Annotated in this window: 13 protein-coding genes; 4 read left to right on the top strand and 9 right to left on the bottom strand. The window is 63.0% G+C overall.

All coding sequences use genetic code 11. The features are described from left to right. Window positions 1–303: 303 nt before the first annotated feature. The 5 genes from BLV67_RS31450 to BLV67_RS31430 all read right to left on the bottom strand — a co-directional run bounded on the left by BLV67_RS31450 (window position 304) and on the right by BLV67_RS31430 (window position 12,708). A complete protein-coding gene (locus tag BLV67_RS31450; RefSeq protein WP_017136600.1) occupies window positions 304–549 on the bottom strand; it encodes a DUF2789 domain-containing protein in 246 nt (81 codons plus the stop codon). Between the two features lie 90 nt (window positions 550–639). Beyond that, window positions 640–2,154 (bottom strand): TolC family protein, encoded by a 1,515-nt coding sequence (locus BLV67_RS31445; RefSeq protein ID WP_017136601.1) that lies wholly within the window; start codon window positions 2,152–2,154, stop codon window positions 640–642. Window positions 2,155–2,194: 40 nt separating this feature from the next. Then, window positions 2,195–10,096: an Ig-like domain-containing protein gene (locus BLV67_RS31440; RefSeq protein ID WP_083269328.1), complete on the bottom strand. Its 7,902-nt coding sequence runs from the start codon at window positions 10,094–10,096 to the stop codon at window positions 2,195–2,197. A 47-nt stretch (window positions 10,097–10,143) separates the two neighbouring features. Beyond that, window positions 10,144–10,983, bottom strand: coding sequence for a sulfotransferase family protein (locus BLV67_RS31435; protein WP_065931513.1), 840 nt, complete (start codon window positions 10,981–10,983; stop codon window positions 10,144–10,146). A gap of 111 nt (window positions 10,984–11,094) precedes the next feature. After that, the gene (locus BLV67_RS31430; RefSeq protein ID WP_069786424.1) at window positions 11,095–12,708 is read right to left on the bottom strand and encodes a glycosyltransferase family 39 protein; all 1,614 of its coding nucleotides are present in this window, start codon (window positions 12,706–12,708) and stop codon (window positions 11,095–11,097) included. Window positions 12,709–12,907: 199 nt separating this feature from the next. On the opposite strand from BLV67_RS31430, the gene BLV67_RS31425 reads away from it, so the two are divergent. Both BLV67_RS31425 and BLV67_RS31420 read left to right on the top strand, forming a co-directional pair. After that, window positions 12,908–13,498 (top strand): phage tail protein, encoded by a 591-nt coding sequence (locus tag BLV67_RS31425; RefSeq protein WP_065931511.1) that lies wholly within the window; start codon window positions 12,908–12,910, stop codon window positions 13,496–13,498. A gap of 49 nt (window positions 13,499–13,547) precedes the next feature. Further along, window positions 13,548–13,856, top strand: a complete 309-nt coding sequence (locus tag BLV67_RS31420) for a hypothetical protein (protein WP_065931510.1) — start codon at window positions 13,548–13,550, stop codon at window positions 13,854–13,856. On the opposite strand, the gene BLV67_RS31415 is transcribed toward BLV67_RS31420, so the two are convergent. The 4 genes from BLV67_RS31415 to BLV67_RS31400 are packed head-to-tail and all read right to left on the bottom strand — an operon-like array spanning window position 13,832 to window position 18,548. Further along, window positions 13,832–14,347 carry a GNAT family N-acetyltransferase gene (locus BLV67_RS31415; protein WP_069786425.1) on the bottom strand — a complete coding sequence of 172 codons (516 nt, stop codon included), beginning with the start codon at window positions 14,345–14,347 and terminating at the stop codon, window positions 13,832–13,834. The two genes, BLV67_RS31420 and BLV67_RS31415, sit on opposite strands and share 25 nt — an antisense overlap. 15 nt (window positions 14,348–14,362) lie before the next feature. Continuing rightward, window positions 14,363–16,459 (bottom strand): site-2 protease family protein, encoded by a 2,097-nt coding sequence (locus tag BLV67_RS31410; RefSeq protein WP_069786426.1) that lies wholly within the window; start codon window positions 16,457–16,459, stop codon window positions 14,363–14,365. Beyond that, on the bottom strand, window positions 16,459–17,778 hold the full coding sequence (locus tag BLV67_RS31405) for an efflux RND transporter periplasmic adaptor subunit (RefSeq protein WP_069786427.1): 1,320 nt from the start codon (window positions 17,776–17,778) through the stop codon (window positions 16,459–16,461). Before BLV67_RS31405 ends, BLV67_RS31410 begins: the two co-directional genes overlap by 1 nt. Further along, window positions 17,775–18,548, bottom strand: coding sequence for an efflux RND transporter periplasmic adaptor subunit (locus tag BLV67_RS31400; protein WP_065931506.1), 774 nt, complete (start codon window positions 18,546–18,548; stop codon window positions 17,775–17,777). The genes BLV67_RS31405 and BLV67_RS31400 overlap by 4 nt, the downstream gene beginning before the upstream one ends. A gap of 165 nt (window positions 18,549–18,713) precedes the next feature. Between BLV67_RS31400 and BLV67_RS31395 the strand changes: the two genes are divergently transcribed. After that, the gene (locus BLV67_RS31395; protein WP_069786428.1) at window positions 18,714–20,870 is read left to right on the top strand and encodes a PA5441 family protein; all 2,157 of its coding nucleotides are present in this window, start codon (window positions 18,714–18,716) and stop codon (window positions 20,868–20,870) included. After that, window positions 20,867–21,571, top strand: a complete 705-nt coding sequence (locus BLV67_RS31390) for a DUF3142 domain-containing protein (RefSeq protein ID WP_069786429.1) — start codon at window positions 20,867–20,869, stop codon at window positions 21,569–21,571. The genes BLV67_RS31395 and BLV67_RS31390 overlap by 4 nt, the downstream gene beginning before the upstream one ends. Window position 21,572: the final 1 nt, after the last annotated feature.

Raw genomic sequence — 21,572 nt, 5'->3', positions numbered from 1 at the left:
CAGTCAGGGTGGATGACCTCAAAACGTTTTTGGTTCTTGCGCGTCATGACAATTCCTCGCAGGATTGAATGACGCGGGCGGGGTACACGGTGGCGAGCGGATTCACTCTCTTATACGTGGTCACAGCTTGCTGTGCCGACAATGACTCCACGCCGATACCGTGCAGGCCACTCTCCCACTCGGGTGCTGACACACCAGTGCTGGTTACGGCCTTTGCCCCGCCCGCGTTCTTCAACCTTACGATGAACCAGTTTGATGCGCGACAGCGCTACATCGAAGAGGTGGCGGGTCCTCCCACATTTTTTACACCCCGCGCCCTTCCCGCAGTAACAGATTCAGCTCATCCACCACCTCAGCCCAATCCGCATCGTCGAGAATTTCTTCGCGCAGAAACGCCTTCTGGCCGGGCGTCCAAAAGAACGCATCCGCGAGATGTAATTCGGGCTTCAGCGGCGAATGCACCGCCACAAACCGCTCAATACTTACCGGGTCATGCGGCAGGCCGAGCTGTTTGAACAGTGACGGCAAGCTATGCACAGGCGATTCCATGGCAGGCTCCATGGAAGGTGGTTTTCCTGAGTCTAACCCACGCGCCCGCCAGGCTGACGGCGAGGGGAACTCGCCGTCAGTGTCGCTTGCTTACTTGACGACGGCGCGTGGCACTGGCGTGGTGATGTTACCCGCAGCCCACGCCGACTCGCGGCTGGCCAAGGCGGTGGCAATGGCTTGCACGCGGTCCGAATCCAGTTGTTCGGGCAGTGGGTCGAGCCCGGCACTGGCGAAGATCTGGCCGTAGGCGTTGCGCAGGTCGGCGTAGGCCAGGTCGCGGCGCAGGTCGGCTTGCAGGGTATTGAGTTCGCCCTGGATCAGGTCGAGTTCGCCCAGGCCAGCCGCTTCGTGGCGGTTGCGCAGTTGGGTGAGGATTTGCCCGTCGATGTTGGCCAACTGGTCGTTGGTCTTGAACTGGCGCACGGCGTCCTGGTAGTTGGCGTTGGCCACGTAGATTTGCGCCAATACGGCGATGGACATCGCCTGACGCCGGGCGGTGGCGACTTCTTCACCGGCCTTGGCGACGTCGATGGCAGCGGGCGCGGAAATCACGTTGAACAGATTCCAGGTGATCTTGGCGCCGTAATCGGCCCAGCGGTTGTCGGTGAGGAACGAGTTGCTGTCGTAATGCCCACCCGCCGAGAACTCCAGGCCGGGCAGCAGGCGCAGCATGGCTTTGCGGGTTTCGGCGGCGCTGATACGGGTCTGGTAGTCCTGCTCGCGCAGTTCGGGGCGGTTGGCCAGGGCTTCCTGCTCCAGGCTTGCCAGGTTGACCTTCAGCTCAGGCACGCTGTAGTTATCCGGCGTGGCCAGCTTGAGGTCGGTGCCCATGGGCAGGTTGATCAAGGTGGCCAGTTCGGTCTTGGCCAGGGACAACGCGCGGCGCTGCTCCTGCAATTGGCGCGTGGCTTCGATCAGCGAGCGCTGGTAACCGAGGGCCTGCACCGGGTCGCCGATGCGTTGTTCGCTCATGCTCTGGCTGTTGCTCTGGGCCTGGTCGACGCGGGCCATCAGGCTGTCGATCTGGCCCAGCAAACGCTCGGCCGCCACGGCGCGCCAATACGCAGAGCGCACGTCCTGGACGATGGTGTTGATCACCTTGCGCCGGCGCTCCTGGATGATCAGGCGCTGGTCGCCCTGCTGCTTGGCGCTGATGTAGCTGACGCCGAAGTCGAGCACGTTCCACACCATGGTCAAATCGGCCACGCGGCGGTCGCGGTCCTGGGAGGTCGAGGGTTCCAGGGACTGGGTGCCGGTGAGCACGCTCTGGCTGCTGGAGGCGTTGGTGTTGTTGCGCCCGGCGTAGCCTGCCGACAGCGCCATGCGCGGCAGCATGTCAAAACTCGAGAGGTCCGATTGGCGTTTGGCCAGGGCCTCTTCCATCACTTTCAAACGGCCTTCGAGGTTGTATTTCACTGCACGGGCCATGGCCTGGTGCAGCGTCAATGGGCCACTTAACGGCTCCTGGTCCTTGTACATGCCTTGCAGATCGCTGCGGGCTCGCTGCTCGCTGACACTGCGTTCAATCGGCTCACTGGTGACCGCGCAACCGCTGATCGCCAGCGCCAGCAAGCTGGCGCCGAACAACTTATGACCTGTTTTCATCCGTGGACTGCCCCTGTTCCTGCGCCTTGATTAAGTGTCTTCAAGCCTGCATTTCGCTGATGCCGACTTGTTGCAGTGCGTGCGCCAGGTCGATCACCTGGCGTTGTTCGGTGTCTTTGATCTGCTGCAATTGCTGACCGAGGGTTGGCGCGCCAAAGACGCCGCGCAGCCCATGGGCCGGGTCGCCCTGGCCTTTGATCGATTGGCTGTCGAACGCCTTGAGAGCGCTGTCGTCTGCGCCGGTTTCACGGTTGAACAGGCTCGACAAGGTGCTGGAACCAAACACTCCGCCATCGCCGCCGCCAAAGCCCAGGAAACCTTTGCCGGAACCGTCGCCGACGTTGTCGTTGCTGGTGAACACCTGCGCGATAAAGCTCGGGCTGGTGGCGCCGTTGTTGATAAAGATGTCGCCCAGCGGGCGCATGCCGTCGCCCAGTACGCGCGGCTCAAACAGCGGCGCGAACGTCAGCGGTGAGCCGAGGTTGCCGGTGGGCGGGGTGAAGATGCCCGGTTGCAGCGGCAGGTACGTCGTGTCGATCACCGGCCTGGCAACGCCGCCGGTCAAGGTCAGCGGATCGGCGGTGACCGTGACACTGTTGATGGCATAGGCATTGGACTGGCTGATGCCTGCGCCGGCGTTACCGGCCAGGTCGCGGATAGTGCTGTTGTCGATGCGGATGACGTTGCTGCTGTTGTTGACGTTGTTGCTCGGCGTCAGGGTCGCAGTCCAGTAGTAGCCGCCCTCGCCGCTTTGCAGGTTGGACAGGCTGCCGTTCTGCACCTTCAGGCTGGACAGGTCGAAGCCGCGCACGGGTTCGCTGAACCAGATAAACACCTGGGTGCCCTGCCCGGCCTTGAGCTGGGTATCCGATACCTCGATGTACACCTGCGGGCCTTGGGTATCGACGGCAAAATAACTCGAGTAGGCATACGTGCTGGCTGACGAGTTGCCTGCCGCATCCATTATCCCTTTGCCATCCAGTACTACCGTGTCATACCCGTTCTGCAGATGATCTTTAGGCGTCAGCGTGGCGGTCCAGGTGATGCCGCCATCGACACTTTTCAAGTTGCTCAACACGCCACTGGCGACACTCAGGTTGCCCAGTTTCAAGCCCGACACCGCCTCGTTGAAGGTGATCGTGACGTTGGCCGTTTCGCCGCCGGCAAGCTCGGCCTTGTCGACCACAATCGTGGCAGTGGCCGGGCGGGTATCGATCGCGTAGGTGTTCGACGTACTGGTCCCCAGGCCCGCGTTGCCGCTGAGGTCATGCACTTGGGTATTGTCCAGGCTCACCACGTTGCGGGTGTCTTCGATGTAGCGCTGCGGCGTGAGCGTAGCGGTCCAGGTGATGCCGCCGTCCACGCTTTTCAGGCCGCTGAGCCATGCGTTCTGCGCCTGTGGGCTGTTGTAGAACTCAACGGCTTCACTGAAGGTAATGGTCACGGTGGCCTTCTCGCTGCCGCCCAGGCTGGTCTTGTCGACCACAATGGTGGAGGTCGGGCGTTGGGTATCGACCGTGTAGTTGCGCGAAGTGGTGATACCTGCACCGGTGCTGCCGCCGTAGTAGGTCACGCCGGCGTTGTTGAGCCGCACCACGTTTTGGGCACTGGTGGTATTGGCGAAGGGCGTCAGTGTTGCCTGCCAGCTGATACCACCATCACTGGTGTGCAGGTTGGACAGCACGCCGTTGTCGGCGCTGAGGTCGCTCAGGTCAAAGTTGGTTACAGCCTTGTTGAAGTAGATGGAAACGGTGCTCGATCCGCCGACCGCCAAACGCTCGGAGCTCAGGTAGACATTGGAACTGAGCGGCGCGTGATCAACCGTGTAGGCGATCATTGAGCTGGTATCGAACGAATAGTTGGTGTTGCCGGCCAAGTCCTTGACGTAAGCCAGGGACAAACCAATCAGGTAGCTGCCCGAGGAACCCGCGCCCGGCGTCGGCGTCAGTGTCGCCTGCCAGGTCATGCCGCCGTCGAGGCTGTAGAACGGACTCAATGTGGCCGCTTGCAGATTGAGAATGGCGCGGTTGTCAAAGCCGGTGACTGGCTCGGAAAAGGTCACGGTGACGGTGGCGGTCTCGCCCGGTTCCAGCAACTTGTCGGACAGCGTCCAGGTAAACGTGGGTATAACCGTATCGACGGCAAACACCGGCGACACCGCGTTCACAATGCCTCTATTGCCGGCGGCGTTTTGAACGCTGCTGGTGTCCAGGGTGATCACATTGTTGGCGGCCGTCACGTTTGCATTCGGCGTGAATACTGCGGTGTAAAGCGTGTCGCTGTAACGGGTAAATTGGCTGAAAGTGCCATTCGGAGCCTGCAGACTGCTGAGGTTGAAGCCCTGCACCGCCTCGGAGAAACGCACCGTTACGATCTGTATTTCGTCCTTACCGATGACCGTATCGTAGATCTCGAGGGTCGCGGTAGGGTGTGAGGTCTGGATGTTGAACGTATTGGAGCTGGTCCAACCCGAACCGTCGTTGCCTGCAAGATCCTTCACACCGTAGTTGTTCAGCGTAATGACATTGCTGCTGGCCTGAATGCCATCGATGGGTGTAAATACCCCAGTCCAGGTGCGCCCGCCATCGCTGGACGTCATTGTGCTGAGGCTGCCGTTGCCCACCATCAGGTCACTGTTGTTGAACCCCGTCACCGGCTCCGAAAAAGTCACGGTTACGAGGCTGGTGCCACCGGCAGTCAGGAGCGGGTTGGCAATCACGATGGTGGCAGTCGGCGGCTGGGTGTCGATGCTGTAAGTGTTGGAGTCTGTGGTACCCGTGCCCGCGTTGCCCGTCAGGTCGTTGACACCGGTGTTATTCAACGTGATCAGGTCGCGGGTGGCCGTGATACCGGCAGCCGGTGTGAACATTGCGGTCCAGGTGATACCGCCATCGCTGCTGCTTACCGCGCTCAAGGTGCCGTTGGCGATGGTCAGGTCCGCGTTGGTAAAGCCTGTGACCGCCTCGGAGAACGTCACCGTTACCTGAGTCGACTGGCCGACGGCAAGCGTCGGTTGGGCGACCACGACAGTGGCGGTTGGGCGCTGGGTATCAATCGCGTAGTTGTTGGAGCCGGTGGTACCTGCACCGGCATTACCCGAAACGTTTTGTACGCCGCGGTTATCCAGCGTGATCAGGTTGGTGCTGTCGGTGATGTTGCTGGTCGGGGTGAGGCTTGCCGTCCAGGTGATACCGCCATCGCTACTGCTGACGGCGCTCAAGGTACCGTTGGCAATGGTCAGGTCGGCGTTGGTGAAACCGCTCACCGCTTCGCTGAAGGTGATGGTCACCAGGGATGTCTCGCCGGCTTTGAGGACGTTATCGGCAACCACGATGCTGGCGGTCGGCAACACCGTATCGATGGTGTAGTTGCCGGAGTTGGTCGTGCCGGTGCCGACGTTACCGGCAATATCGCTGACGCCACTGTTGTTCAAGGTGATCAGGTTGGTGGCGTCCCGAACGCCGACCGTCGGCGTGAAGGTCGCCGTCCAGGTGATGCCGCCATCGCTGCTGCTGACTGCACTCAAAATACCGTTGGCGACGCTCAGGTCGCTGTTGTCGAAACCCGTCACCGCTTCGGAGAAGGTCACCGTAACCAAGGTGGTTTCGCCGGCGCTCAAGGACGGGTCGGCAATCACGATGGTCGCGGTGGGCCGCTGGCTGTCGATTGCATAGTTGTTGGAGTCGGTGGTGCCGCTGCCGGCGTTGCCCGCCTGGTCAGCAATGCCGGTGTTGTCCAGGGTGATCAGGTTGGTGCTGTCGGTGACGTTGCTGGTCGGCGTAAAGGTCGCGGTCCAGGTAAGGCCGCCATCGCTGCTGCTCACTGCGCTCAGGGTGCCGTTGGCGATGGTCAGGTCGGCGTTGGTGAAACCAGTGACCGCCTCGGAGAAGGTGATAATCACCTGTGACGTCTCGCCAATCGCCAATGCGCTGTCGGCCACCGCGATAGTGGCCGTGGGTCGCTGGGTATCGATCGCGTAATTATTGGAGTGGGTGGTGCCGACGCCAGTGTTACCCGAGCCGTTTTGTACGCCGCTGTTGTCCAGCGTGATCAGGTTGGCGGTGTCGGTGATGGCATTGGTCGGTGTCAGCGTCGCGGTCCAGGTAATACCGCCGTCAGCACTGCTCACCGCCGATAAGGTGCCATTGGCGATGGTCAGGTCGGCGTTGGTGAAACCGGTAACCGCTTCGGAGAAGGTGATGGTCACCAGCGAGGTCTCGCCGATGGTCAGCGAGTTGTCTGCGACCACGATGGTTGCAGTCGGGGCCCTGGTATCGATTACGTAGTTGCCGGAGTTGGATGTGCCAAAACCACCGTTACCTGCCAAGTCACTCACGCCGGTGTTCTGCAGCGTGATGATGTTGGTGGTGCTGCGCATATTCGCCGTTGGCGTGAAGGTCGCGGTCCAGGTGATGCCGCCGTCGGCGCTGCTGACCGCGCTCAAGGTGCCGTTGGCAATGGTCAGGTCGGCGTTGGTGAACCCAGTGACCGCTTCGGAAAAGGTAATGGTCACCAACGAGGTTTCGCCCGCGCTCAGCGTCGGGTCGGCCAAAATAATGCTCGCGGTCGGGCGCTGGGTATCGATGGCGTAATTGTTGGAATCGGTCGTGCCGCTGCCGGCGTTGCCAGCCTGGTCAGCAATGCCGGTGTTGTCCAGAGTGATGAGGTTGGTGCTGTCGGTGATGTTGCTGTCTGGCGTAAAGGTCGCGGTCCAGGTAACGCCGCCGTCGGCGCTGCTCACAGCGGTCAAGGTGCCATTGGCGATGGTCAGGTCGGCGTTGGTGAGGCCGGTGACTGCTTCGCTGAAGGTGATGGTCACCAGCGAGGTACCGCCGATTTTCAGCGCGGGGTCGGCCAGCACAATCGTTGCCGTTGGCCGTTGTGTGTCGACCGCATAGTTGTTGGAGGTGGTGCTGCCGGTGCCGGTGTTGCCGGCCCCGTCGCTGACGCCGGTGTTATCCAGGGTGATCAGGTTGGTGGTGTCGGTGATGTTGCTGGTCGGCGTGAAGGTCGCGGTCCAGGTGATGCCACCGTTGCCGCTGCTGACGGCGGTCAAGGTGCCGTTGGCAACAGTCAGGTCGGCGTTGGTGAAACCGGTGACCGCTTCGGAGAAGGTGATGGTCACCAGCGAGGTCTCACCGAGCTTCAATGCGTTGTCGGCGACCACGATGGTTGCGGTCGGTCGCTGCGTGTCGATGACGTAGTTGTTGGAGTCGGTGGTGCCGGTGCCCGCATTGCCGGCCGCGTCGCTGACGCCGTTGTTGGCCAGGGTGATCACGTTGGTGGTGTCGGTGATGCCGGCGGTGGCCGCGAGTGTGCCGGTCCAGGTCACACCGCCATCGCCGCTGCTGAGCCCACTGACGGTGCCGTTGGCAACGGTCAAATCAGCCGAGGTAAGGCCGGTGACGGCCTCGCTGAAGGTGATGGTCACCAGGGAGGTTCCGCCGATGTTCAGCGTGGTAGTGTCCACCACGATACTGGCGGTCGGCCGCAGCGTATCGATGCCATAGGTATTGGAGGTGGTCGTGCCGCTGCCTGCGTTGGTTGCAACGTCGGTATAGAGGGCGTTGTCCAGCGTCACCACATTGCCACTGCTGGTGTTGCCGGCGTTCGGCGTCAGGGTGGCGGTCCAGTGAATATTGTCGCTGGTGGCCAGGTTGCTCAGGGTGCCGTTGGTGGCCGACATATCAGTCAAGCTGAAACCGGACACGGCTTCGCTGAAGGTAATATTGACTGTCGAGTTGACCGTGGTGCTCAGCGTAGGCGCAACCACCGCGATGGTTGCGGTCGGCCGCGTGGTGTCAACGCTGTAGTTGTTGGACGAGGTGGTGCCAGCGCCCGCCGTACCTGTTGCCACACTGTTGACGCCGGTGTTGTCGAGGACGATTTGGTTGGTGGCGCTGGTGACGTTGGTGCTGGGTGTAAAGGTCGCTGTGTAGGTAATACCGCCGTCGCTGGTACTGACCGGGCCCAGGGTACCGTTGGCCACGGTCAGGTCGGCATTGGTAAAGCCGGTCACCGCCTGGTTGAAGGTAATGGTCACCAGTGAGGTGCTGCCGATGTGCTGGGCGGCGCTGCCGACCACGATGGTGGCGGTCGGTGCCGGGTTGTAGGCGGTGTTCGCCGTACCGCCAATGTCGTTGTACAGACCGTTGACTGCTGTCGGTTTATTACCGGCCGTGGCGGCGGTGGAAAAGCCACCGTTGCCGCTGGCACCGGTGTTGGCCGAACCGCCCAGTGCCGCGAAGTTGCTCGCTGTGATCAATACCGTGCCTTTGTTCCAGATGGCACCGACACCCAGGCCACCGTCACCGCCGTTCAGCGTGATGCCGCTGCCAGCCGCCGAACCGCCGCCACCACCGCCGCCAGCACCGATGTTACCGGTAATCGAGCTGGTGCCAACGACAGTCAAGGTGGCGCCGCTGGCGTTATAGATACCGCCAGCCGCTGCGCCGCCCTTGCCACCGGTCGCACTCCAGCCGGAGCCGCCGCCACCACCGCCGATCGACAAGGCGCCGGATGCCGCCGTGCCGCCAGACGCACCGTTGGTATAGCCGTAAATGCCCGTCGAGCCGGCACCGCCGGTGCTTGTACCGCCTTTACCGCCCATGGTGCGGTAACCGCCGCCGGCACCGCCCTGGTTGGCGGTACCCGCGGTGCCGGCGTAGATACCACCTGCGAGGCTGGCAATACCACCATGCCCGCCGGTGCCACCGCCCACCGCGCCACCACCGCCACCCCCACCGCCGACATCGCCACCGGCCACGCCACCACCGCCGCCGCCGCCCGAGGCGGCATTCGCGGTCACGCTGACGTTATTCAAGGTCAGGTTACCGAAGTTACTGATCCCCGCGCCCAGCAAACCGGGCGCCGTAGTACCGCTACCACTATTGCCGCCGTTGCCCGCCATCAGCCCCTTGGTAATGACCAGGCCGTCCAGGGTCGCGGTAACCCCTGAATTGACCGTAAGCACCTGAGTCTTGTACTGCCCGCTGATCGTTACATCAGGCGTGCCGTTGTGGTCCAGGTCGCCTTCAATGGTGAGGTTCTTGGAAATCACCAACTGCGTGTTGAGGTTGACCGTCATGCCTGCGGTGCTGAAGGTGACGGTATCGCCCGCCACTGCACTGCTCAGGGCCGCGCGCAACGAACCGGCGCCACTGTCGGCACCGGTGGTCACGGTGATCGTCGCCAGGCTGTACTGATAGCCCGACATCCCCTGGTACGACAGCGCCGTATGGCTCTCGATCGAGCCGCTGGCAACCTCAAGTGTCCAGTCGCCGCCCGCGCCAGTGCGGTTGCTGGAGGCGGCAATATCGCGCCCGGTCAGGCTGGCCAGTGAGTCGACAAAGCTGATGCCTTTGTCGCCCTCGGCGGTGTTGCAGGCATAAATCAGAATATCGCCGCCGGCGTTCATGTCCTGGCCGATCTGCGCCAGTACCGCGCTGCGGGCTGCGACGTTATCGGCCGACAGGTAGGTGCTGCCCAACCACAAATCGCCCGAATTACCGTGGGCGATGATCTGCACCGAACTCACGCCCTGGTGGCTGCCCAGGTAGTCGGCGATCTGTTGCAGGCCGTCTTTGCTGGCGTCCAGCTGCACCACCTGGGTGCCGGGAGCGACGCCTTTGAGCAAGTCGGCGGAGTCTTTGACGCGCGCATCGACGAACACCACGGTCTGGCCCGGCACGGCAACGGGCGTCGGAGTAGCGGGCGCATCGGATTGTGCGTGGGTGTCTTTGCTGGCGGTGGCATGCTCGGCCGTCTGCGCCTTGGCCGCCGCGTCGGCGGTGGCATGGCTGTCGGCCTGGGCCGCATCGGCCACGGTGGCGGCGACCGCGCCGTCAAACAGCATGCGCGGTTCGAGGAACATGATCATGGGTGTCGCCAGGGTTTTAGCGCCTGGTGTTGTGTTACGTGCCTTCCCTTTGCTCCACCACATGCTGCTCACCCGTGCGTCGAAAGCGGTTACCCGTAGAAAAACCGCGATCAGTTGATCGCGGCGTCGGCTTTGGTGCGAATGACATTGGCGGCGCTCAAAGACCCGTCGCGCCAGAATTCCATGTGTGCGTACTGCTCGAAGAGATCAGGCGGCAGGATGGTGCGGCGCGGCTGCAGCGCGACCTTGGGTTTGACCCGATGCAAGCCGCTCATGCCCAGGGCCTCGTCGAAGTCCGGCGCGTCGTAGCTGAGGTTGTCGAAGTCATGCTCGAACCACGGCTCGCCGATAAATTCGTAGACCAGTCGCATTACCCGTTCAGGCGCCTGGGACAGCAATTCGTAGTCGACAACCAGCATGGCGTCGGCGTTTTCGCCGTAATACGCCTCTTTGAGCGCCGACCAGGCATAGCCGACCAGGCGATTGCGCTGGCCCAGGGTCTCGACACGGCTGTAGACGGTGTTGCGCTCGACGTCGTCGTTGAACAGCCGAGTGTTCTCAAAGGGGTTGGCGCGGTACAGGCGCTCAAGGCTGTCCATGACCCAGGCGACGTTGCGCACGCAGGCAATCACTTTGGCTTGGGGGAACAGGTCATGCAGCGCGGGCATGCGCGCACACCACTGGCGGTTGGTGTCGAAGACAATCGGGGTAGAGGCCTTGTCGGCATAGTAGGAATCGAACAACCCGCGCAGCAAACGGCGGCGGGTATTGGGATCGATCACCGAACCAAACTCACTGCCGGCGCTGCATTGCCCCAGCACACCGTTGAACAAGGTGCCTACAGGGCTGCTCATACCGGCGTGAAAACGCGGGTTCTGCAGCAGGATGGCAGAGAGCAGGGTTGAGCCGGAACGCGGCAACCCGGAGATAAAGTGATACTGCAATCCCATCACCACTTAGGCGGATAAAGTCCATTTATGCGCGAAGCGTAGCTGAGGAATGCAGTGCCGACTAGTGGTCATTTGCCAGTATTTGGATATTCCGTTAATGCCAATTGGATCTTAACGACAACCCTCTGGTTGCGAGGGCTCTGGCCCACGGCACAACACGAACAGCCGCGCCCGAGCGCCACCGCCGTCCTGGCGCAAAAGCTCGCGCCAGTCTTCAGGAATCGGCGCAAAATCATCCGGCGGCTCGGTGCTGCTGATCAACCACACACGGTGCGTATCGGCAGGTATGGCCGATAGCCGGTCGAGGTAAATGCGCCCGCCGTCCTGATCCACCAAGGTGCCAAAGCCATAGGCATTCGGCCGAGTCGAGGTGCCGTCGGGTTTAGGCGGCGTGTAGAGCTGCAATTGGGCGTCGGTCTGGTCGTAATACACGTAGCTGAGGTACCACATCATGTCGCTGAGGACGATGCGGTCGTCTTCCTGGTAATTACGGTTGACGAACTCCACCGGCACGTTGAATTGGTCATGCACATCCACCGTGGAATTGTTCTTGAGCCCCAGAAGCTCCACCCCAGCGAACAACACGAACAACGCCGCGCCGAGCCACGCCAGGCGCGCCGGCAGGCGGTCGATGGCCAGCGCCAGCAGAATCGGCAGGCCCAACGCGTAGACCGTGAGGTAGCGTTCGATAAACACCGGTGAGATAAACGAAACGCCGTACACCAGCAGCAGCGGCAGCACAAAGAACAACGCCAGCAGGCACGCCGGGCGATAACGCTCGCGGTCGCGCCAGGTGGTGATGCCCACCACGGCGATCAAGAGCGAGGGGAACAGCCAGAACAGCGGCTGCCAGAAACCGATGCCTTCATCCTGGAGCACGAACTGCCAGATCATAGACGGCACGGACATCAGCGAAACCGGGTCTTCCCAGCCGATATCACCCCCGACCTTGAGCTGCTCGACGTGGCGGACCAGATCCAGCAGGTTCGGCAACCAAGGCAGGTACAGCGCCACTATCAACACATTGGCGCACCACCACGACGGGCGCAGGAGCAGTCGCTGGCCACGCGCTTGAGAAGGCCACAACACCCCCAGCCACACCCAATGCACCAGCACACACAGGGCGGTGAAGTAATGGGTGTAGAAACCGGCCGCCATCAACAGCACATAGGCCGCCAGGTAACGCGTGCGCTCAGGCTGACGCACCCAGTACACCAGCGCCAGCGTGGCGCCCAGCAGCCATACGGCCAGCAGCGAATACATGCGCACTTCCTGGCTGTAGCGCACGGCCGTTGGGTACAGCGCCAGCAGCATGCCCGCCAGCACCGCAGCGCGCCGCGTGGACAGTTGCCGCGTGAGTGAGATGCCAAGGCCCACCGCCAACACACCTGGCAGGGCACTCATGCCGCGAATCGACCAGATGCCGTCGCCAAACAGCCCGATCCAGCCGCGCAGCATGAAGAAGTACAGCGGCGGATGCACATCATGGGCCGCGTGAAACCACAGGTCGTCCATGGCGTATTCGCTGAGCAACAGGCTTGAGCCTTCGTCGCCCCAGATCGCCGAAGCCGTCAGGCCATAGAAACGCACGGCCATGGCCAGCGCCAGAATCGGCACCCACCATAACCGGCTCAGCCAGCCGGCGCCTTCCCAGGCGGCCCAGAGGCGATTGGCTGTGGGAAACGCGCCCACTTTGTCGTCTTGCTCTACCACAGACCGTCGCACCTCAATTCCCCTAATACCGCCCGTTACCGAGGCGAAACCTGCACATGCGCAAACAAGCGCCACTCTAGGACAAAAGCCCCGGTTTCGCTCGCTGTTTTGCAACCGTCGGGCGGCGCGCAAAACCTGCGACTACGCTGTGCGATGACACCAGATCGATTGGCGTCACACACCGTAAAGCCACTACAAGGATGAGCGATAAATGGAAGTATTCATCGGCACTATCCAACCCTTTGCGTTTGATTTCGCGCCCAGAGACTGGGCCTTGTGCGCGGGTCAAACCCTGCCCCTCAACCAATACCAGGCACTGTTCTCGTTGCTCGGCACGATTTACGGCGGCAATGGCGTACAAAACTTCATGCTGCCGAACCTGCAAGGCCGAATGCCGATTGGTCAAGGCAACGGCGCGGGCCTGACGGCACGCGTCATCGGTGAGGTCTCCGGCACCGAATCAGTGACCGCCACCCTGATCAACCTGCCGACCCACACCCACGCCACCACATCGCTCAATGCCACCACCTCCGTGCAACTGGCCATCACTGCCAGCAACCCGGTGACGACACCCAGCGCCACCAACGCCTTTATCGGCGCTTCCGGCGGCGGGCCGGGCAGTGCTTCGATCTATTCAGACCAGCAAGGCGCCACCCCGGTCGCACTGCAGGGCGTAAGCACCGCCGTGACTGGCGGTGCAATCAGCCCCGCCGGCCAAGGCCAGCCCATGGCAACCATGAACCCGTACCTGGCGATCAACTTCAGCATTGCCTTGAACGGGATCTTTCCGTCTCGCGGTTAACCTTTAGCCGGGGCTCCCCCGCCCCGGCACTTCTGACGCGGAGCCTGCCATGTTGAACCTGGTCACCCCGGAACATTTCCGGCCATTGCTCAACCGCACCAGTGTGCTGTATTTGCCGGACGGTTCGGCACTGCCGATTCAGGTCCAAAGCCTGACCGATGCGCCCAAAGCCAGCCTGCCAGGCAGCCCGCGCGGAGCGTTCAGGGTGTTGCTCGAAAGCCTTGCGCCCACCACGTTTGTCGACGGCTTATGCCGCTTGCCACTGGAGGCCAACTGCCTGGAACCCGTGTTTGTCTCCCGCGAGCCGGCCATGGGCCGCGACAGCCAGCGTGGTTACTTCTGCATCGTCTTCAACTGAGACGGGTACCACACCAACCGCTGCGCAGCGGGCGTTTGTTCTTCCACCCGAAACCCCAGCGCCAGGTAATGCTGGCGCGCATGGGGGTTGCTCGCCCACACCACCGTCGTCACCGGGCACCCCACTTGTGTGGCAGCCTGCTGCACGCCTTGCAGCACTGCGCGGCCGAAGCCCTGGCCACGGGCGGCGGGGATAAAGGCCAGGTACAACACACGGATTTCATTCGGGCCAAAATCGGCACTCAACGCGCCGATGGGCGTGCCGAGTTTTTCCACCACGTAATGCAGGGCGCCAGGGGAGTGTTCGTCCATGCCTTTTTCCTGCACCTGGAACTGCTGGGCGATCACCTCTTCCACCAGCGCCTGCTCGCCGTCGATCCACTGCAAGTCCGCACGCGCCGAGCGGTAGAGGCTGTGTAAAAACGGCCCGTCAGTACTGCGTGAGGGGCGCACCACCAAGCCCTGTGCCAAGGTGCCATCCTTGTTCAACATTGCGCTGCACTCCTGTCAGAACCCGCTTTCCCTCACACCCAACGCCGCAGCACGCCGCCAGGCCACCCCCAGCACCGACTCACTGCGTCCTTGCAACACCACCCTGCCGCGCAACGGTTGATGCGGCGTGCCGATCGGTTGCAGGCTTTGCAGTCGGGCGCCGTACTGGGCTTGCACCGGCTCCGGGCGCTGGTTTTCATCGCGGCGTACGGCAATTGGCCCGTGGTGGTCGGAAGCCAGTGCCTCCTGATCCAGGTAGGCCACGCCGTTGGCGTCAATATCGGTCAACTCCACCGCGATCGCTGCATGCATCGGGTCATCGGCGATAAACCGCCCGGTCGCCCCCGGCGCCACCCGCCACAACTCGGCTTCTGCCAGGTAACCGCGCAGCCGTGCGCCGTCTTCCACCACTTGCGCCAGTGGGTCTTTAGGCGACAACCAACGGCCCACGCTTAATTGCGGCAGCAGATCGCGCACGGTGCCGGCATGGGGCGCGCGCAACAGCAGGCGTTCGCGCTGGGCGGCCAAACCTCGGTATTCGGCCAGCGCCTGGGACAGGCGCTGATCGTTGATCCCGGCATCCGCTGCGGTTTCGCTGCGCCCGGCCTGGCGGCGCATCTGCAACTGCAGGATGTCGACTTCGCGGCGCACGATGCTTTGCCGCGCATCCAGGTCCGGTGACTCCAACTCGATCAACACCTGGCCCTGGCTCACCACTTGCCCGTCCACCACCGACAAGGCCTTGACCCGCGCGGCCACCGGCGCATGCAAGGCACTTGAGCGCCCCGCTTCAAGCATGGCCGGCAACTCCACGGCGCTGCGCCACGGCAGCACCAACGCCAGCACGATCATCAGCAAAGCCAAGCCGCTGAGCAACACGCGTGGCGCGTGAGCCTGGCTGCGGCGGCTCCACCATTCGCGCCATTCCTTGAAGATCGGCAGGAAGATAAACCACACCAACTCCACCAGCATCAGGAAGATCCCGAGCAGCTTGAAGAACAGGTGATACACCGCCAGCGCAATCCCCAAAAACAACACCGCGCGCCACAGCCAGGCCAGGTAACCCCAGCTCAACAGCCGCCGCTGCATCTTCGGCGACCACGGCTCCGGCGCCGGCGCGCCGTAGCCGAACAGCCACTCACGCAGGCGCCAGCGACACAGCGCAAAGGCGCGGCCTTGCAGGTTGTCGACGCCCCACAAGTCACTGATCAAAAAGTAACCATCAAAGCGCATAAAGGGGTTGAGGTTGATCGCCAAGGTAGTCAGCCAGGTGGCGCTGGCCAGCATGAACGCTGCGGTACGCGCCGGGCCATCGGGCAGCAGTGACCAGGCCAGCAAGGCGATGCAGGCCAGCAGCAACTCGGCCATCACACCGCCGGCGCCGATCATCAAACGCGAACGGCGGTCGTTGACCCGCCAGGCATCGCTCACGTCGGTGTAGAACATCGGCAGCAACACCATGAACGCCACGCCCATACTTTGCACTCGGCAACCGGCGCGCTTGGCCATGAAGGCATGGCCGAATTCATGGCACAGCTTGGCAAAGAACAGCGCCACGCCGAAGGCCAAGGCACCGCCGAGGCTGAACAGGTGCGGGAAGGTCGCCAGGAAGCGCTGCCAATCGCGCGCCACCAGAAACACGCCCAGGCCGAGGATGATCGGCAGGCCGTAGCGCAACAATCCCGGCCCGAAGCGCGCCAGCCACGGCCACGCACGGTTCAGAAACGCATCCGGGCGCCACAGCGGAATGCGAAAGAACAGGTACTGGTGCAGCAATATCTGCCACAGGCTTTGTTTGCGGGCGGCGGCCTTGTAGAGGTAGCTGGCGCGTTGCTGCGGGTCGAGGGCGGCGATCAGGTCATGGGCGCGCAGAAAGCTCAACAACTCCTCCAGTTCACTCCCCCCCAACGCCAGGCCCGGCTCGCGGTTGGCCGCTTGCAGGACGCGTTCCGGGTCGCCCAGGGACCAGTGGCGCAGCAAGCGAATGGCCGTGGCGCCGAGTTTGAAATAGCGCCCGCGCACCGGGTCGGCCAAGGTCCAGCGCGGCGAGCCGTCCAGGGCCGCGCCAGCGCTGGACAATTGCAGGTCTTCACGCAGTTTGGGCAAGCTCATCAGAGGCCCACGCTCTGGCGCAGGCCCGCCAGCGGCCGGCGCAACAGGTACAACGCCAGCGGCGCGCGGTCGCCATAGATTTTCGCCGTGCCACGCAGGCCGATACGCGGCGGGGCATCATCGAACTGCGCATCCAGGCGATAAGACAACTGGCCGCCCGGCGTGGGCTGCGCTTCGTAGGCCGCCCGTTGCAGGGTCGCCAGGTGGCGTTGCAACGGGTCACTGTCAAGGAACAGCGCGACCTGGGCATTCGGCTCCAGGGCAATCGCATCGCCCACTGCCAATTCGATGCGCAACTCGGCCTGGGCCGGGTCGGCAATCTGTAGCAGGCGCTCGCCGGTCTGCACGGGTTTGCCGGTCCAGCGCTCGGCGTCGGCAAATACGGCGATGCCGTCGCGCTCGGCGCGTACTTCGCTGCGCTTGAGCAGTTCGCGTGCGTAATCACGCTCGGCGCGTTTTTGCTCGACCCGGGCCGCCAACAGGTCGATGCGCGAGCTGGATTCGGCATCGGCGAACGCCCGCTGGGAATTGGCCTTGAGTTCGGCTTCGGCCACGCCCAAGGCGCGTGCCGCTACATCCGCCTGGGCGGTCAGCGTGGTGCTTTCAAAACGCAGCAGCAGGTCGCCGGTTTTCACCGCCTGGTTGGGCTTGACCAGAAACTCGGCGATTACCCCATCCAGCGGCGCCGCCACCACTTGCCCGGCCAGCGGCACCACTTCAGCCGGCGCCAATACCGATTGGCGCACTGGAATCAGCAGCATCAGCAGCAACGCGATCACCACCAGCACCTGGCGCTTGCGGGTCAGGCGCAACCGCCATAGCTGACGCGGTTGCAGCGCGTGCCAGGCATGGCTGTAGGTGTCACCCAACTGCGCCAGCAAGACTTGCTCGGCAGGGCTCCACGGCGTATCACGCGCCAGCCACAGGCCGCCAAACACCCGGCCTTGTGGGTCGCTTAACGGCAACCAGAACACATGCCCGGCGGACAGGCTTTGCCAATCGGCCTGTATCGCGCCGCTCAACTGTTCAGCCGGGACCACGCGGGCCGTCTGGCCCAGCGCCTGCTTGTGCAACTGCGCCACCGCTTGCTCGACGAGCGCTACAAATGGCGCGTTCGGGTCGACGCTGCTCACCGCCGTCACCGCCTGCACTTTGCCAGCGATCAACAGCGCCGCATGCCGATAGCCAAACAGTGGCTGGCCATCATTGACCAGGCTGTAGGCCAGTTGCTCGGTGGTGCGCGCCGCGCGAGTCTGGCGCTCCAGCTCCAGAAACTGCGCGAACACTCGCTCGATGTGCCCCGGTATCGGTGCGTTCATTGCAGTTGCGCAAAGTGGGCGGTGCCGCTCATGCCAGCCATCAAGCCGGATGCGTTGGGCAAGGTCGCGACCAGCAGCAAGGTTTGGCTGCCCTCGTCAATGCGCGCGCCCAGACGTTTGACCGTGGCGCTGAACGCTTGTCCGGTTTCGTCAGGGGTGAAGTCGAAGGTCTGGCCGGGCTTGAGTTTGCCCATCCAGCGCGACGGCACCAGCAGGTGGATTTCGAGGCTGTGGTTGTCGACGATCTCCAGCAGTGGCGCCCCGGCCGACACGCTTTCATAGCGCTGGACCTTGCGCTGCACCACTTGGCCATCAAACGGCGCCAGCACGCTGCAGCGTTTGACCTGCACCTGGTAGACCTGGGACTGGGCCTGGGTTTCGGTGAGCTTGGCTTCGGCGCGGGCCACTTCAAAGCGCCCTACCGAATTAAGCGCCGCCAGTTGTTTGTTATGGGCCAGCTCTTCACCGGCGCCACGGCTGGCAGCCTGGGCAGCATTCAACTGGGCCTGGTAGGCCGAGCAGTCGAAACGCGCCAGGGTTTCGCCCTTTTTGAACGACTCACCTTCGCTGAACGGCAACTCGACGATTCGCCCGGACAACTCGCTGGCCAGCATCGCCTGGTCGCGAGCCCGTAACACACCGCGGGCTTCACTGCCGTTGCCGGCGGTTGCCGCGGGTGGGTGATCCAACAGCGGATCGTCCGCCACCGCCAGTTGCGCCACGCCCATCAGACACGAAATCCCTAACATCCAGCTCCGCAACTGCACCATACGTTTACAACTCCCTGATGATGCCGGGCAGTCTAGGGCAGCAAGATCAAATTGCCACTACCCCGCAGCCGACAAATCTGAATTTATTGTAGGGGGCCGCCGACGTATTTGCAGGCGTGCGTTATTATTGCGGCCTTCCAAGGACTCTGGATCAAGGACACGCCCATGCGCATCGGTTTTCTGTCACCACTGGCCCTGGCATTGCTCGCCGGCCTTCCCTTCCAGGCCCAGGCCAGCGGCGATGACTCGTGCTACCCCGACTGGCGGGTCTCACGCGACAGCCTTGAAGGCTGCAGCAACCTGCCCTTCCTGAGCCCGGGCAATGACAGCCGGGTCAACCTGCGCCTGTTGCTGGCGGATAAACAGGTGGCAGCGCTGACGCCCAATGCACTGGGCGAGACCGACCTGGAAGAAGGCTTCGGCCCGGTGCCGTTTCCGGTGTACCGCCTCACCCCGGTAGCCGACGCCACCGACGAAAAAACCGACGTGGCCCCCACACCCGGCAAACTCGACGAGTTGCTCGCGCCACTGGGCATTCAGCGTGAAGGCGACAAGGCGGCGGGTGACGCGTTCCTGACCGGCGAAGGCAGCCGCTGCCGCAGCAATGATGAAAGCAGCGCCACGGCGTTTATCAGCCAAGTGGTTAAAGCCGACGTGCCCGAAGCGGAGCGCCTTCTGCTGGCCAAGGGACGTGTAGCGATGCTCGGCGCCTGTACCTGGGACGGCGCCAGCCTGGGTGACCCGGAGCAAATCCAGTCCGCCGCAGGCCGCGAGCTGCGCGCTTACCTGCAAGCCGCCGGCGACTTCTACAGTGGCCGGTTTGGCGATGCGCAGCGCGGTTTTGTCGCCGCCGCCGCCGGCAGCCTGCCGTGGGTCAAGGAAGCCGCGTTCTACATGATCGCCCGCACCGAGCTGAACCAGGCCCAGGAAAATGCCTTCGACGAATACGGCATGCCGCAACTGGAGCATGTGGATAAGTCGGTGCTGGCCAATGCAGACACCAGCTTCAACCTGTACCTGAAAACTTACCCACAGGGCGAATACGCCGTCTCTGCCCAGGGCCTGCTGCGACGGGTGCATTGGCTGGCGGGCGATACCGACAAGCTGGCCAACGACCTGGCCGCACAGTTGAGCGCCAAACAGCGCAATGTGTCGTTGGACGAGCTGGTGCAGGAAGCCGACAACAAGCTGCTCAGTGCCACCCAAAAACCTTCGGCCAACCCACTGATGCTGGCGGTCAACGACTTGATGTGGATGCGCGCCGGCAACCCGCCGCTGCTGAGCCGCGCGGCCCTGGACGCGCAAAAGCCGGTGTTTGCCCAGGAGCCTGCGCTGTACGACTACGTGCAAGCAGCGTTTGCGCTGTACGTCGAACATCAGCCCGACACCACCTTGAAACTGCTGCCCCAGGACGTGCCCGCCAGCCTCGACTACTTCGCCTTCAGCCAGCAAACCCTGCGCGGCCTTGCCCTGGAAGCCAAGAAGGATTGGCAAGGTGCGCAAGCGCTGTGGCTGAAACTGCTGCCCCAGGCCACGCAACCCTTGCAGCGCGACCAGCTGGAACTGGCGCTGGCGATGAACTACGAGCGCAACGGCCAACTGGCCAGCGTGTTCGCCAGCGATTCGCCAATCAGCGCCAAGCAGGTGCGCTACATCCTGCTGCGCAACATCGCAGGCCAGGACCTGTTACGCCAACAGATCACCCAGGCGAGTGACCCGGTCGAGCGGGCCACCGCCCAGTTTGTGCTGCTGTACAAAGACCTGATGCGCAGCCAGTACGCCACCTTCGCCGACGACCTCAAGCAACTGCCGGCATCGGCGCCCGCCGACAAACTCGGCACCAGCCTGGGTTATGTCTATGGCGATGGCCGCTCGCTGCAGTTGTTTCAGTGGAACGGCGATAAGGCGGAGTCCGGCTACGCCTGCCCGAGCATTGCGCAAATCGCCAGCACCCTGCAGGCCGATGGGAAAAGCCCCAAGGGCCTGAACTGCCTGGGTGAGTTCATCCTGCGCAACAACCTGGATGGCATGCCACTGGACCAAGTGCGCGCCGCCGGCAGCCTGGGCAGCACCGCCTCGTTGTTCAAGGGCGAGACCTTCTCGCGGCTCGACGGTTACCGCCAGGTCATCGCCAACCCCAAGGCGCCGCACAACGACAAGGCCTACGCGCTGTTCCGCGCGATCAACTGCTATGCGCGGGCCGGCTATAACGGTTGCGGCGGTGTAGATGTGGATAAATCCGTGCGCAAAGGCTGGTTCCGCCAGCTCAAAACCGGGTTTGCCGACACTGAGTGGGCCCAGTCGCTGAAGTACTACTGGTGAAACACCTGTGGCTAGGCTTGCTGCTCCTGGCAAGCCCGGCCTTTGCCGGCGTTGACGCCCGCGACTACGACGCCTTCTGGCTGTGGAGCGGGGTCACGCCGCAGCCGGTGCTCAAACAGGCGAAAACCCTGTACATCCTCCAGGGCCAGATCAACTCCACGCGCCGCGCGCCGCAACGGGGCGTGCAGTTTATCGCCCAAGGCATCAGCGTACCGCGCATCACCCAAGGCCAGGTCTGGGTGGTGTACCGCGCCCACACCCTGCACTGGCCCGAGCGCGTCTATACCCAACTGCTCGGCCAGGTGCAACGCTGGCGCGATGCGGGCAACCCGGTGGTCGGCATCCAGATCGATTTCGACGCCCGCACCCAATACCTGCACGAATACACAAGCTTCCTGCGCGACCTGCGCCAACGCCTGCCTGCTGACCTGCGCCTGAGCATCACCGGCTTGATGGACTGGAGCAGCAACGCCGACCCGCAAGCCATCGCCCAGCTCAAGGGCGTGGTGGATGAAGTGGTGGTACAGACCTACCAAGGGCGCCACAGCATCCCGGATTACGCAGCGTATTTGCCACGCATGAACCGGCTGGGGTTGCCGTTCAAGGTGGGGCTGATTCAGGGTGGCGTATGGCAAGAGCCGGGGTATTTGAAAGGGAGTGAATGGTTCAGGGGGTATGTGGTGTTTTTGCAGAACCCTTAAA

Origin of the sequence: Pseudomonas salomonii (assembly GCF_900107155.1) — a bacterium.
Lineage (GTDB): Bacteria > Pseudomonadota > Gammaproteobacteria > Pseudomonadales > Pseudomonadaceae > Aquipseudomonas > Aquipseudomonas salomonii.
This window is presented reverse-complemented; position numbering and strand designations above follow the sequence as displayed.

Excerpts from the sequence above, each read along its gene's own strand:
- BLV67_RS31450 (WP_017136600.1), bottom strand. The coding sequence starts at position 549 with ATGGAATCGCCTGTGCATAGCTTGCCGTCACTGTTCAAACAGCTCGGC.
- BLV67_RS31415 (WP_069786425.1), bottom strand. The coding sequence starts at position 14,347 with ATGTTGAACAAGGATGGCACCTTGGCACAGGGCTTGGTGGTGCGCCCC.
- BLV67_RS31405 (WP_069786427.1), bottom strand. The coding sequence starts at position 17,778 with ATGAACGCACCGATACCGGGGCACATCGAGCGAGTGTTCGCGCAGTTT.
- BLV67_RS31410 (WP_069786426.1), bottom strand. The coding sequence starts at position 16,459 with ATGAGCTTGCCCAAACTGCGTGAAGACCTGCAATTGTCCAGCGCTGGC.
- BLV67_RS31445 (WP_017136601.1), bottom strand. The coding sequence starts at position 2,154 with ATGAAAACAGGTCATAAGTTGTTCGGCGCCAGCTTGCTGGCGCTGGCG.
- BLV67_RS31395 (WP_069786428.1), top strand. The coding sequence starts at position 18,714 with ATGCGCATCGGTTTTCTGTCACCACTGGCCCTGGCATTGCTCGCCGGC.
- BLV67_RS31400 (WP_065931506.1), bottom strand. The coding sequence starts at position 18,548 with ATGGTGCAGTTGCGGAGCTGGATGTTAGGGATTTCGTGTCTGATGGGC.
- BLV67_RS31425 (WP_065931511.1), top strand. The coding sequence starts at position 12,908 with ATGGAAGTATTCATCGGCACTATCCAACCCTTTGCGTTTGATTTCGCG.
- BLV67_RS31440 (WP_083269328.1), bottom strand. The coding sequence starts at position 10,096 with ATGTGGTGGAGCAAAGGGAAGGCACGTAACACAACACCAGGCGCTAAA.
- BLV67_RS31420 (WP_065931510.1), top strand. The coding sequence starts at position 13,548 with ATGTTGAACCTGGTCACCCCGGAACATTTCCGGCCATTGCTCAACCGC.
- BLV67_RS31435 (WP_065931513.1), bottom strand. The coding sequence starts at position 10,983 with ATGGGATTGCAGTATCACTTTATCTCCGGGTTGCCGCGTTCCGGCTCA.